The organism is Francisella sp. SYW-2 (assembly GCF_008711475.1).
Lineage (GTDB): Bacteria > Pseudomonadota > Gammaproteobacteria > Francisellales > Francisellaceae > Francisella > Francisella salimarina.
Genome location: NZ_VXKO01000021.1, coordinates 1 through 14,072 on the forward strand (window position 1 = coordinate 1; position 14,072 = coordinate 14,072).

Genomic DNA, 14,072 nt, shown 5'->3' on the forward strand with positions numbered 1-14,072 from the left:
TGGCTCCGGCCAGGTGAAAGTAGGTAATCGCCATCTTATTCAAATATCAAAGACTTATCGTGATAAGCAATACAAAAAGCCTCATAAATATATGGGGCTTTGTGTTTTTATAACTAACAAATTTAAAATCTATTATAGCTATATTAAACAGCAACTTTAATCTATAATCTTCTCATATTTATATTTATCACTTATATCTAACATGACTCTAGCAAAAATGTTTGTGCAAAAAAGAATTCCAACTATGGAATTATCTAAAGAGCAAAGAAAGAAAATTTGGCTAAATAAGTTTATTAAATCATATTTAGTCGTATTTATAGGCTATCTTAGTATGTATATGATTCGTAAGAATTTTAATATAGCTCAGAATGATATGATTCAAGATTATGGTCTTTCTTTTACTGATTTAGGATTGATTGGTTTAGGTTTTTCGATTACTTATGGTCTTGGTAAGACTGTGACAACTTATTACTTTGATGGTAAAAATACTAAGCAAGTATTGCCTTTTATGCTTATATTATCTGCTATATGTATGATAGGTTTTGGTCTAAGCTTAGGGAGTAGTACATATAGTATATTTCTTATGATTGCCTTTTATGCTATGAGTGGTTTTTTTCAAAGTCCTGGAGGCTCTTGTAGTTATTCTACTATTACTAAATGGACGCCTAGAAATAGAAGAGGATTTTTTTTGGGACTGTGGAATATGTCTCATAATATTGGTGGAGCATTAGCTGCGGCTGTAGCACTTTTTGGGGCACATGTAGTATTTGATGGCAATGTGGTTGGTATGTTTATATTTCCATCAGTTCTTTGCTTAATTATCGGTTTTATTGGATTGAGGGTTGGTAATGACTCTCCTGAATCATATGGCCTTGGACCTGTTGAAGAAATATTTGAAGAACCTATTAGTGAAGAAGATGCTTATGTTAAAAAAGTACAAATTTCAAAGTGGGAAATTTTTAAGAAATATGTGGTTTTTAATAAGATAATCTGGGTTTTGTGTTTTGCAAATGTCTTTCTATATGTAGTTAGAATTGGTGTGGATCAATGGTCACCTGTTTACGCTCATGAAGTTTTAGGTTTTACAAAAGAAACTTCGGCATGGAGTTACGCATTATTTGAATCAGGAGCTTTAACTGGGACATTATTATGGGGATTACTATCAGATCTTATTAATGGTAGACGTGGATTGACAGCTATTATTTGTCTTATAGCTACTATCATCTTAATTTTCTTATATCAGTCAGCCACTAATCAGTATGTATATTTAACGGTTATGTTTCTTTTAGGATTTTGTGTGTTTGGGCCACAGCTTCTTATAGGCGTAGCTGCTGTGGGATTTGTTCCAAAACAGGGGATTGCAGTAGCAGATGGTATAAAAGGTACTTTTGCTTACTTGCTAGGCGATAGTTTTGCTAAACTTGGCTTGGGTATGATTGCTGATAAAAAAATTAGTCTATTTGGATTTGATGGTTGGTATGGAACTTTTATAGCATTATATTTAGCTGCGATTGTATGTTTCGTGCTAATGATGTTTGTAGCTATTGCAGAAGAGAAAAAAATTAAAAGAAATAAAGAGTATTATTCTAAGGTATAACCAAATAGAGATCTAGAATATACCATTATTATTTTTAGCTTCTTTTGGAATAGGTTCCATAAGCTCCCAATGTTCGATAATCTTTCCATCTTTTACTCTAAATGTGTTAATTGCAGCTGTTCCTAAATCATTTTTTGATGAGTAAAAAATATTTTCTAATATTACATAATCATTACAAGCAAATATTTTTCTTGTCTCAACCCGTGTAAATACTTTTTTATCACCAAGTCCGTTAAGATAGGTAATTAAACCATCTGGTCCATCCTCTGCTGAAGGGTAATGTTGAATGTATGTTTTTCCTAAATATTTAGAAACTTCATCTACATTACCTTTATTAAATATTACATTTAATACAGCATTCTCAAAATCAATTACAGTGTTAACATTTTTTTCATTATATTTACATTTGATAATATTAGATTTAGGTATTATTTCTGGTACGGGATTATCTTGTTTATCTGCTAATAATATTGTAGGCATTAGAGTGGCTAAAATTCCTAATGAGATATACTTCCTCATACAACTCTCCATATTTATTAAAGGGTTAGATCTTTTATTTGTTGCTCAACTTGTTTTAAAGATTTTTCTCGTATTTCAGCATTTAAATCAACTCCTTCAGCACAGATCACAGTTATGTCATTTATACCAATAAAATTAAGAATTGTTTTTAAATAGTTTTCTTGGAAATCTAAAGGTTTTGCAGCTCCTTCACTATAGATATTTCCTTTACTAAGAACAAGGATAGCTTTTTTATTTTTTACTAAGCCTTCAGGTCCATTCTGTGTATATAAGAATGTTTTTCTTGCAATCATTATATTATCAATCCAAGATTTTAGTGTCGAAGGGATACTAAAGTTATACATAGGCGATTCAATAACAATAATATCATTTTCAAAAAGCTCTTCTATAAGCTTGTTTGAGGTAGCAAGTCTATCTTGATTATTATTTGCCATGGCATTAATAAAGTCTGGATTTATATGTTCTACAGAATTATCTACAAGATCTCTCTCTAAAACTTTCACCTTGTCACTGCTTTTTAAATGGCTAATTAAATCATCACCAATTTTTCTTGAAACCGAATTTTCTTCTTTAATACTTGATCTAATATGTAGTACTTTTTTCATTTCATTTCCATGCCTGAGGTTAAAAAAAATATATACTTATAATTATCACTGTATTTACCGAATAAAACAAGAATGCACAACTATGATAGCTACTAACAAAAATGTAACTGAAGATGGATATTCTAAAGATTCTTGTAAACCTTTTAGAGAAATCTTAGGTTTAATAGGTGATAAATGGAGTATTATATTAATATCAATACTTGAAGATGGCACTAAAAGATATAGTCAGATTCAGAGAGACCTTAGAGAAATATCCCCAAGAATATTATCGCTAAAGCTTAGAGAACTAGAGAGGTGTGGATTAGTATTTCGCGAGGTTGAACCTACCGTTCCACCTAGTGTCTTTTATTCCCTTACAGATCTTGGAAAATCTTTACTAATTCATACGAAAAATATAATACGTTGGGTAGAAGAAAATCAAAATAAGATTGAGCAAGCTAATGTGGACTTTAACAAATTAAATTCAAAGTAATTGTAAGCAAGTAACTAATTTTTATAAAATTTTTATACCTTTGCTAAAGTTCATAATAGAATCTTTATATCACTTGAAATTATAATCTATCTCCTAAAAATATATGTTTAAAGAGGTTGATATGATTATTGTTTCAGGAATTACAATGATAAGTTTGGCGATATATATGACAGCTACGCTTATATATCCAGAGAAATTTTAACTTATAGGAGAGTATAGCTATGAGTTATAATTTTATTTTGTTTGTGGTTTTTATATTTACATTAGTGATTATTACTAAACCACTAGGAACTTATATATTTAAAGTATTTAATAATGAGAGAACATGGCTTGATTGGTTTGCAAAGCCTTTCCAAAGAGTATATCTATTAATACTTGGCGAGAGCTCAAAAAAAGAACAATCAGCGAAAAGTTATTTTTTTAGTTTACTAAGCTTTTCGATTATGGCGTTTATCTTTGTTTTTATGGTATTACTTTTGCAGGGTCTACTACCTTTTAATCCACAAGAAATTAAGGGAATGGGATTTTCTCAAGCATTTAATACCGCTGTGAGTTTTGTTACGAACACTAATTGGCAGAGCTATAGTGGTGAGACAGGTGTTAGCTATTTCTCACAGATGCTTGCGCTTGCTGTACAAAACTTTGTTTCAGCAGCAGTTGGGTTATGTGTTGCAATAGTGTTGATAAGGTCTGTAGCAAGGCATGAGGCTAATAAAGTTGGTAACTTTTGGAATGATTTGGGTAAAGCTATATTTTGGATTTTACTGCCAATATCTATCATAATCGCTATTGCATATATATTCGAAGGTGTGCCACAAAACATTATGGCATATTTACATGTACATACTTTAGCTGGTAGTGATCAAATCATTGCTCAGGGACCTATAGCATCACAAGAAGCTATTAAGTCTTTAGGTACAAATGGCGGAGGTTTCTTTAATGCAAACTCTGCTCATCCTTATGAGAATCCAACTATAATTACAAACTATATTCAGATGGTTTCAATATTTGCTATAGCTGCGGCATTAACTTATACCTTTGGTAAGTGGGTTGGCAACACCAAGCAAGGTTGGATGATATTTGCAGTAATGTTAGTACTATTTGTGATATCTCTAATAGTTATGACAATATCAGAGCTTCATGGCTTAGATTTTTTACATAGCAAAAATATCCAAGATATCTATGGGCAAGTTGGTCATTTATCAAATATGGAAGGTAAAGAGACTCGCTTTGGGATATTTAACTCAACTTTATATAATACTGTTTCAACGTCTGCTTCAGATGGCGGTGTAAATAGTGTTATGGATAGTTATTCTGCTATAGGTGGAATGATGGCGATGCTGAATATGGCTATTGGTGAAGTTATCTTTGGTGGTATTGGTGCTGGATTTTATGGCTTCTTTATGTTCTTGATGTTAGCTGTATTTATCGGATCATTGATGATAGGTAGAGCACCAAGCTTTTTGGGTAAGCGTATCGAAGCTAATGATATGAAATGGACAATGTTTGCTCTACTTATATCACCATGTTGTGTATTAGCATTTACAGGTTTGGCAGCCGTTATTCCAAGTGTGCATCAAGCATTAACTAATAGTGGTGCGCATGGTTTTTCAGAGATACTTTATGCTTATATCTCAGGATCTAATAATAATGGTAGTGCTTTTGCAGGTTTAGCAGCAAATACTAGCTATCTGAATATTACAATAGCATTGAGTATGCTTATTGGACGTTTTGGAGTAATATTTGCTGTAATGATGCTAGCAGGATCATTAGTTAAGAAAAAACGTAGTTCACAAATGAGTGAAATAAGCTCACTTGATACAACTAGTTTTATTTTCTCGGTCTTAGTGTTTTTCACAATAGTGCTAATAGGCGGTCTAACTATATTCCCAGCTTTAAGCTTAGGACCAATATTAGATCAACTAAATTTAAATTTCTAATCGGTGATAGTTATGAGTACAAAAAAATCTCCTAATTTATTGTCAAAAGAACTTGTAGTTCCAGCTATAAAGAAGTCTTTTACAAAATGTGATCCTCGTCAAATGATCAAAAATCCAGTAATGTTCTGTGTTGAAGTTGTGACTATTTTGTGTACACTGTATCTAGTTTCAGAAATTGTACATAAACAAGATATTGGCTTTACATTACAAGTTGTAATATGGTTATGGTTTACAATATTATTTGCAAACTTTGCTGAAGGTATTGCTGAAGGAAGAGGTAAAGCTCAAGCTGATACTCTAAAAGCTGCAAAATCTAAGCTTTTTGCATTAAGAGTTGAAAGTAATGGTAATGTCACAAAAGTAGATGCAAAGAGTTTAAAGATTGGTGATACTGTTATTGTTGAAGCAAATACTTTAATTCCTTGTGATGGTGATGTTATTGAAGGTATGGCAACAATTGATGAATCTGCTATTACTGGTGAATCTGAACCTGTTGTTAAAGAAGCCGGCTCTGATAATTCTGCTGTGACTACTGGTACAAAAGTTCTTTCAGATGCTATTAAAGTAAGAGTTACATCTAATCCTGGTGAGAGCTTCTTGGATAAAATGATAGAACTTGTTGAGGGAGCAAAGCGTCTTAAATCTCCAAATGAGATTGCCTTAACTATTCTATTGTCAGGATTAACACTAATCTTTATATTTGCGATTTGCTCTTTATATGGCATGGCAATGTATAGTAATACAGTTTTATCAGCTGTTGTTTTGATTGCTCTTTTTGTGACATTGATACCAACTACAATAGCAGGCCTACTATCAGCTATCGGTATATCTGGTATGGATAGACTTCTAAAGTTTAATGTTGTGGCGTTATCTGGGCGAGCTGTTGAGTCTTCTGGGAATATTGATTTATTACTCTTAGATAAAACAGGTACGATAACTCTAGGCAATCGCTTTGCTACGGATTTTATTGCTTTAGGAGCAACATCTCCAGATGAATTAGCGCATGCTGCTTGGTTAAGTTCTCTTGTTGATGAAACACCAGAAGGTAAATCTATAGTTAAGTTAGCAGAACAGCGTTTTGGGTTTAAACAATCCTCTGTAGATATATCTGAAGCTGAAATCATACCTTTCTCAGCATATACAAGAATGAGTGGCATAAATTACCAAAGTCTTGAAGTAAGAAAAGGGGCAATTTCATCAATAGAAAATTATCTTAAAGATAAGCTTGATAAAGGCCTTCTAAAAATGTTTAGAAAAGTAACAGAGCAGATATCAGAGCAAGGAGGGACTCCTCTAGCAGTGGCTCATAAAGATAAGCTTTTGGGTGTAATTCATCTTAAAGATGTTATAAAGCCACATATTAAAGAGCGCTTCGAAGAGCTACGTAAAATGGGTGTGCAAACTGTTATGATAACAGGAGATAACCCACTAACAGCCGCTGCGATAGCTGCAGAGGCGGGTGTTGATGATTTCGTTGCTCAAGCATCTCCTCAGGATAAACTAGATTTTATAATCAAAGCACAAAAAGACGGCAAAACAGTTGCAATGTGTGGAGATGGTACCAATGATGCGCCGGCTCTTGCACAGGCGGACGTTGGTATCGCTATGGCAACAGGGACGTCTGCAGCTAGAGAAGCTGGTAATATGGTTGATCTAGATTCAGATCCTAAGAAGATAATTGAAATAGTTAAAATTGGTAAACAAATACTTGTAACTAGAGGAGCATTGACAACATTTAGTATAACTAATGATATTGCTAAGTATTTTGTGGTGATTCCAGCACTATTTGTGACAGCATTTCCTAGTCTTGGTGCGCTTAATTTTATGGGGTTACATTCTTCAACAAGTGCAATACTTTCAGCAGTTATATTTAATGCTCTAATCATTATCTTTCTGATACCTATGGCATTGGTGGGCGTGAAGAATGTTGTAGCATCATCACAAACCTTATTACGAAGAAATCTTCTATATTATGGTTTAGGTGGTGTGATAGTACCTTTTATAGCTATTAAGCTGATAGATATGCTTATAACAGCTATGCATATAGTTTAAGCAAGGAGTTAATCTTATGAAAAACTTATTTAAATCTTTTATGGCGATGTTTTTCCTTACCATTGTGCTTGGTTTAGTTTATCCATTTTTTATAATGGCAATTGGATATGGTGTCGCACATAATCAAGCTACAGGATCACAAGTTTATTATAATGGCAATGTAGTTGGTTCAGAGTTGATTGGACAAACTATGCCAGATAATCTGTTCCAGTCTAGACCATCAGCATATAATCCATTAGCTACGGGTGGTACTAATTATGCAGTTAATAATCAGACACAGTTACAAGATGTTGAAAATAGAATTAAAGACTTACAAGCTAAGTATGGTGTTAAGCCTATTCCAGAAGATTTAGTTTTTGCATCTGGTAGTGGAGTTGATCCAGAGATAAGTCTACAAGCTGCGCTATATCAATCAGCATATATAGCTCAAAAGAATAACCTCTCTATAGATCAGGTTAATAAACTTATCAAAGAGAATACTGAGGAGCATCTATTTAATGTGGCTACTGTAAATGTTTTACCATTAAATATAGCTCTTTTACAACTGATAGGTAAAAATTCTCAAGGTATATCTAGTCTGATATAATTATATTCTGTGAATATTCTCAACAACTTTAATAGCATTGCTTAAGGCCTCTATGGATAATCAGCAAAAAGTAGATGCACTACTAAATTTAGCAAATAAAACTCAAGAATCTAAGAAAGGTAAGCTAAAGATTTTTTTAGGTTATGCCCCTGGTGTTGGTAAAAGCTATGCGATGCTTAATAATGCTAGAGCTCTACAAAAAGATAATAAAGATGTGGTAGTTGGGCTTCTTGTTAGTCATGGTAGAGCTGATACGCAAGCGCTATTAGAGGGATTAGAGGTAATGCCACTTAAAAAAGTGACATATAGGGGTAAGGTGTTTGAAGAGCTTGATATAGATGCAATAAAAGCAAGAAAGCCAGATATAGTAATAATCGATGAATTACCACATTCAAATTTGCCGACATCGCGAAATAAAAAAAGATATATTGATATTGAAGAGCTTCTTGACGAAGGCATTTCTGTTTATACTGCGATAAATATTCAGCATATTGCTAGCTTATCTTATGAAGTTACTCAATTAACACAGGCTAATGTGAATGAAATTGTTCCTAATGATTTTATTCAGTCTGCAGATGAGCTTGTTGTTGTAGATGTTAGCCCAGAAGAGCTTATCAAGAGATTAAAACAAGGTAAAGTTTATAAAAGTGATGCAATAAATAGAGCGTTAGAAAGATACTTTCAATATACGAACTTAACTATATTGAGAGACTATACATTTAGGATGGCAGCAAACCATGTTGGTCAAGATATTCAACAATATAGAAAGTTGTATCAAAATGGCAGTGCGATACCTACATCACCATACGTATTAGTTTGTTGTGGTTATGATGAAGCAACCCCTAGTTTACTGCGTAAAGGTAAACTTTTAGCTACAACATTAAATGCTCGATTAATAGCTATATTTGTCCAAAAACCAAATAAAGTTACAAAGACTAGATTAAACTTTGCCGTTATCAGACGCTATAAGATGTTAGCAAATAGTTTAGGTTATAATATTGAGCATATTCTTGGGGATAGGATTTCTGATACGATACTAGAATATGCAAAGTCTATAGGCGCTACTGATTTAGTTATAGCCAAGTCAATACGCCCTAAGTGGAAAGATAGGTTTTTTGGATCTCTTGTCTATGATGTTGTTCGTAATAACAATACGGGAATGCAAATCCATATTGTTTCAATAAACAAAAAAGAATGTAAGGCTGAAGAGCCACAGCCACATAATAAGGCAAACATAAAAGAGTTAGTTCTAGATACTATAAGGTCGGTCTCGATAACTGCAATATCGGGAATATTTATATTTTTTAGTTTGAATATGGCTGGACTAGTATCACAGACTCTCTGTTTCTTGTTAGTTCTTGCCGCTTCTGCATATAGGTATGGCTTGATACCATCTATATTATCCTCTCTAGTGGGACTGTTCTTATATATGTATTTATACCTGGAACCTAACTTTGTATTTCATATATCTAGCTTAGCGGGAATAATTACATTTGCTTTGTTTATGGCTATCGTTATCTTTTCTAGTCATGTGATTCTACGTACAAAAAGAGCATTCAATCTTCTCCAAGAGCGAGAAAATAATATTTCTGTATTATATCGATTTACAAAGATATTTAATGAGAAAAGTTTAGATAAAGATTTACGTCCAATATTTTTAAATGCTTTGGAAGAATATTTTAAGTGTGATTTTGTATTTTTAAGTGTTTCAAATGGTGAATTAGAATCTTCAGCATTTCCACAACATCCAAATTTTAACCAAAAAGAGTTAGCAGCAGCAAAGTGGAGTTTTAAGTATAAAGATAGTTGCGGTAAAGGGACTAATACTTTTGCGGGATTGGACTGGGCAGTTGAGCCACTAGTTATAGAGAGTAGAGTTCTCGGTGTAATAGCTGTTTATCTAAGCTCAGAAGAAGCTGTAGAGAGGATAGTCACAGATAGTGTAATTTTAAGTAGCATGCTATCTCATATATCGCACTTACTACTTAAAAGAAATCTTGAAAGGCAAGAGAAAAAGTCTCTAGTTCTAGATGAGCAGAGAAGACTACAAAAATCGATGCTATCTTCTGTTTCTCATGACCTAAAGACTCCTCTAGCGTCTATAATGGGAGCCTTAAGTAGTGTTAAATCATTTAAAGAATCTTTTACTCAAGAGCAACAAGATGAAATGATTGACTTAGCTTTGACAGAGTCTAAAAGATTAGATAACTATATAGATAATATAATCCAGATGTTAAAAGTCGACTCAGGAAAACTCTCTTTGAGTATAAGAGATGTTGATAGTAATGATTTCCTTGTAGAAATTGAACAGGTTTGTAAAAGAGTTTATAGCAAGCAGAAATTCAAATTTATAGTCCCACGTGAATCATTTAAAATACAGTTGGATCCTATCCTATTCCAGCAGGTTATTCTTAATTTGGTTGATAATGCGGTTAAATTTACAGCTGATTTTGATAAAGAAGTAATGGTTTCTCTTGTAAGAAAGGGTAACGAAGCTTGTCTTTTTGAAGTAAAAGATCAAGGTATTGGCTTGAAAGAGACTGATATGGAGAAGATATTTACAATTTTTCATAGAATCGAAAAAAGAGACAGCTATACCCATGGTAACGGTTTAGGTTTGGCTATATGTAAAGGGATTGTTACTGCACATAATGGTAAAATACGTGTTTATAGTGATGGCGAGGGTAAAGGAAGTGTTTTTAAAGTTACATTGCCTTTGCAATCAAAATTAGACAATAAGAAAAGATAGATGCTTTAGAAATGATAAAAAAAATACTAATAGTAGAAGATGAACCTCAAATTAAGAAGCTTTTAGAAAAAACTTTTTTGGTACTAGGGTATGATGTTGAGAGTGCACCAACAGCTTCAATAGCGACTAGCTTGCTAGGACAATATCATCCTGATGTTGTAATTCTTGATCTTGGACTTCCTGATCAAGATGGTCAAGATTGGCTTGAGGCTGTAAGAGTTAGTAGTGACGTACCTATTATTGTAGTCTCAGCAAGAAATGATACAGAAGAGGTTGTCAAAGCTTTAGAAAATGGTGCGAATGATTACGTTAAAAAGCCTTTTGATATGCCTGAGCTGATTGCTCGAGTTAGAAGACAGTTGATTGCTGTTATTAAAAAAGATCTTGAAATAGCTAATGTATATAGCTTTGATAATCTCATAGTCGACTTAAATGATCATAAGGTTATTTTGGATAATCAAGAAATTCACTTATCAAAAAAAGAATTTTCGATTTTGAGCTATTTAGTTAAACATTCAGGTAAGTTGGTAATGCAGAATACTCTTTTGCATGAGGTTTGGGGAGATTGCTATGGAGATGGTGCTCAGTATCTAAGAGTGTATATTGGACAGTTAAGAAAGAAGCTTTCTGCCTGTAAAAAGCAACCATTAATTATTACAGAGAATGCCATAGGTTATCGCTTTATACCAGCTGACTAGAAAGTATACTTATAGTTTATAAGCTCATCTTTTTTTGGTCCAGATATTTTCCATACTATACTAATCTCACTCTCTAAATTGTAAAGTTGGGCTGAATATAAATCATCAACACATACATGAGCCTGCTCACTTTGCCATAAGTTATCATCTATACGTATTAAATCAAAGAGTTTGACAAGATTGTTATAACCAAATCGAGCATGAGATAAGCTTATACGCTGTGAATTTATCTTTTGCCAGATATATTCGTTAGAAATATTTATAGGTTTGTTTGAGCTATCAAGTATAAAATAACCTTCTTCTTTGAAATATATACAATTATCTTTTTGTTGAGTTATGACAGTACCATATCCATCTCCATTCCAGCCTGTTTGAGAGTTTTGGCCACTCTTAGATTCATACTTAAAGTGCCTTATATTAAGTAGCTTAGATAATAGTTCCATAGTATTAGTAAATTTGGTTTTTATGAATATAGATTATAATGAAAAAATGTTTGGATAAGTCAGCATTATTTGCTTAGTTGTTAAAATAGAGTTATTATTTTAGCGCTTAATAAGAAATTATAATAAACCTTATGAACTCCAGATCTATCGGCTCAGTTTTTTTGATAATAGGTACTACTATTGGAGCAGGAATGCTATCTTTGCCTTTGATAGTTGCTTCATGTGGCTTTACCATGGCTGTAATTCTCTTAATACTTTCTTGGAGTGTGATGTACACAACTGCTCTTAAGCTTTTGAGAGTTTGTGCCGAGTATCCGTTAGGGGTTAATTTCACAACAATGATGCAAGCTCGAGTGTCTAAGGGATATCTAATATTTTTTAGTATTATCTATTTGTTACTACTTTATTCACTTATGTCTGCATATACTACACAGGGCTCATCACTAGTTGCCACACTTGGAGGTGTTGGTGACTCTTCTAAGACATCAGTAGCGATAGCAGCCATTATTTTTACACTAATTTTTGGTGCATTAATGTTCAGCTACAGAGTCAGTGATTATGCTAATAGATTGTTTGTGATGCTTAAATTTCTGTTTTTTGCGGTTGCTATAGTGATTATGCTGTTTTATATCAATACAAGTTATTTGGAGAGAGCACCTCTTAGCTTTTCAGCATTTATTTTTGCGTGGCCGACATTATTACCATCTTTTGGTTTTCATAATATAATTCCAGTTATTTATGAGTATCAAAAAGGAGATGTTAAAAGTTTAAAAAAAAGCATACTTATCGGTAGCTTATGTGTTTTAGTCATATATATAATATGGATTCTTTTAGCTTTAGCCCTTATTCCTCAGCAAGGTTTACACAGCTATCAAATATTATTTAGCTCTGGTAATAATACACCTATGGGTCTTGCTTCAGAGATTAGACAAGTCTCAAAGTCTGCTTCCTTAGAGGTTGGATTAAATGTATTTATGCACATAGCAATTATTACGTCTTTTATTGGAGTAGGGATTTCTTTACTACATTATATTCGTGATTTATTCTCTCGTTATAATAAGCAGATTGGTAATATTGTATTAGGCTTAATCTGTTTTATACCGCCTTTAATATTTACAGTTTTTTATCCCAGAGGTTTTATACTCGCTTTACAGTATGCAGCAATATTTGCTGTGATAATATTCGTGTACACGCCTTCATTTTTAAGTAGAAGAGCAGACCTTAAAGTATATTATTCAAATATTTATGTGATTGCGATGGGAAGCATTGTAATACTTTTTGAAATTTTCAACTTATGCTTTGATATTAATCCATTTACTGGTTTCTAAATAGTCGATGATAATTTAGGCTAGAACATATATAATGTATGATAAGCATTTTTTTAAGTATAAGATTATAGAGTTATGAGATTTGTAGATGAAGTCGTTATTAAGCTTCAAGCCGGTAAGGGTGGTAATGGTTGTGTGAGCTTCCGTAGAGAAAAATATGTTCCTCGTGGTGGACCAGATGGTGGTGATGGTGGTCATGGTGGTAGCATATATCTCAAGGCAGATGAGAATGTGAACACTCTGATTGATTATCGTTACAAAAGAGAATACTACGCTGAAAATGGACGTCCTGGCGAAGGTCGTAATTGCTATGGTAAAGCCGGAGAAGATTTATATCTTGTAGTGCCGGTTGGTACTAGCGTATTTGATGCTGAAACCAATAAAAAAATTGGTGAAGTTCTAAATAATGGTGAAATCTTCAAGCTAGTTTCTGGGGGTAAAAGAGGGATAGGTAATACGCACTTCAAGAGTAGTACAAATCAAGCTCCAAGAAAGTTCACCTTAGGAGAGGAAGGCGAATATAAAGAAGTTCGCCTAGAGTTAAATTTATTGGCAGATATTGCATTGCTAGGATTGCCAAATGCTGGAAAATCAACACTTATTCGTTCTGTATCTGAAGCTACGCCAAAAGTTGCAGACTATCCATTTACAACAATGTATCCACACTTAGGAGTAGTCAAGGTTGGTGTAGATAGTTTTGTGATGGCGGATATCCCAGGAGTTATTGAGGGTGCCGCTGAAGGCGCTGGACTTGGTCTTAGATTTTTGAAGCACTTAACTCGAGCAAGATGCGTGTTGCATGTTGTAGATATTTGTCCATTTAACGAGTCTGATCCTGTAGAGAACTATTTTGCAGTTGAGAAAGAGCTTAAAAAATATAGTGAAGAACTATATGATAAGCCTAGATTTTTAGTTATTAATAAGATTGATTTGCTTGCTGATGAGGTAGAAGAAAGGTGCCAAGAATTTGTCAAACAGATAGGTTATGAAGGTAATTATTACACGATATCAGCAGCTATGAAAAAAGGAACACAAGAGTTAGCGAAAAAGCTTAATGAGTTTTTACAAAAACAAGAATAGGCT

General features: G+C 33.3%; 12 protein-coding genes. 9 read left to right on the top strand and 3 right to left on the bottom strand.

The annotated features are described in order from the left end of the window. Positions 1-217: 217 nt before the first annotated feature. The gene (gene uhpT / locus F3D57_RS07135) at positions 218-1,597 is read left to right on the top strand and encodes a hexose-6-phosphate:phosphate antiporter (RefSeq protein WP_263478320.1); all 1,380 of its coding nucleotides are present in this window, start codon (positions 218-220) and stop codon (positions 1,595-1,597) included. 12 nt (positions 1,598-1,609) lie between these two features. Here the strand turns inward: uhpT and F3D57_RS07140 are convergent, their stop codons facing one another. Then, entirely contained in the window at positions 1,610-2,116 is a 507-nt protein-coding gene (locus F3D57_RS07140) for a nuclear transport factor 2 family protein (protein ID WP_150465727.1), read from the bottom strand. A 17-nt stretch (positions 2,117-2,133) separates the two neighbouring features. Beyond that, positions 2,134-2,721, bottom strand: coding sequence for an FMN-dependent NADH-azoreductase (locus tag F3D57_RS07145; protein ID WP_150465728.1), 588 nt, complete (start codon positions 2,719-2,721; stop codon positions 2,134-2,136). 82 nt (positions 2,722-2,803) lie between these two features. Here F3D57_RS07145 and F3D57_RS07150 point away from each other — a divergent pair, with 82 nt between their 5' ends. From F3D57_RS07150 to F3D57_RS07175, 6 genes are all read left to right on the top strand, one after another. Continuing rightward, a complete protein-coding gene (locus F3D57_RS07150) occupies positions 2,804-3,193 on the top strand; it encodes a winged helix-turn-helix transcriptional regulator (protein WP_146420961.1) in 390 nt (129 codons plus the stop codon). A 221-nt stretch (positions 3,194-3,414) separates the two neighbouring features. Further along, complete coding sequence (gene kdpA / locus F3D57_RS07155) at positions 3,415-5,133, top strand: potassium-transporting ATPase subunit KdpA (protein WP_150465729.1); 1,719 nt, start codon at positions 3,415-3,417, stop codon at positions 5,131-5,133. Between the two features lie 12 nt (positions 5,134-5,145). Further along, a complete protein-coding gene (gene kdpB / locus F3D57_RS07160) occupies positions 5,146-7,185 on the top strand; it encodes a potassium-transporting ATPase subunit KdpB (protein ID WP_150465730.1) in 2,040 nt (679 codons plus the stop codon). Between the two features lie 16 nt (positions 7,186-7,201). Beyond that, positions 7,202-7,771, top strand: coding sequence for a potassium-transporting ATPase subunit C (locus F3D57_RS07165; protein ID WP_150465731.1), 570 nt, complete (start codon positions 7,202-7,204; stop codon positions 7,769-7,771). 52 nt (positions 7,772-7,823) lie between these two features. Then, complete coding sequence (locus F3D57_RS07170; RefSeq protein ID WP_150465732.1) at positions 7,824-10,520, top strand: ATP-binding protein; 2,697 nt, start codon at positions 7,824-7,826, stop codon at positions 10,518-10,520. An 11-nt stretch (positions 10,521-10,531) separates the two neighbouring features. After that, positions 10,532-11,218: a response regulator transcription factor gene (locus tag F3D57_RS07175; RefSeq protein WP_013922263.1), complete on the top strand. Its 687-nt coding sequence runs from the start codon at positions 10,532-10,534 to the stop codon at positions 11,216-11,218. On the opposite strand, the gene F3D57_RS07180 is transcribed toward F3D57_RS07175, so the two are convergent. Then, the gene (locus F3D57_RS07180; protein ID WP_150465733.1) at positions 11,215-11,661 is read right to left on the bottom strand and encodes a DUF6314 family protein; all 447 of its coding nucleotides are present in this window, start codon (positions 11,659-11,661) and stop codon (positions 11,215-11,217) included. The genes F3D57_RS07175 and F3D57_RS07180 overlap by 4 nt on opposite strands. A 131-nt stretch (positions 11,662-11,792) precedes the next feature. On the opposite strand from F3D57_RS07180, the gene F3D57_RS07185 reads away from it, so the two are divergent. Together F3D57_RS07185 and cgtA are read left to right on the top strand one after the other, a co-directional pair. After that, positions 11,793-12,989 carry an amino acid permease gene (locus F3D57_RS07185; RefSeq protein ID WP_150465734.1) on the top strand — a complete coding sequence of 399 codons (1,197 nt, stop codon included), beginning with the start codon at positions 11,793-11,795 and terminating at the stop codon, positions 12,987-12,989. Positions 12,990-13,064: 75 nt separating this feature from the next. Beyond that, positions 13,065-14,069: an Obg family GTPase CgtA gene (gene cgtA, locus F3D57_RS07190; protein WP_149368915.1), complete on the top strand. Its 1,005-nt coding sequence runs from the start codon at positions 13,065-13,067 to the stop codon at positions 14,067-14,069. Positions 14,070-14,072: the final 3 nt, after the last annotated feature.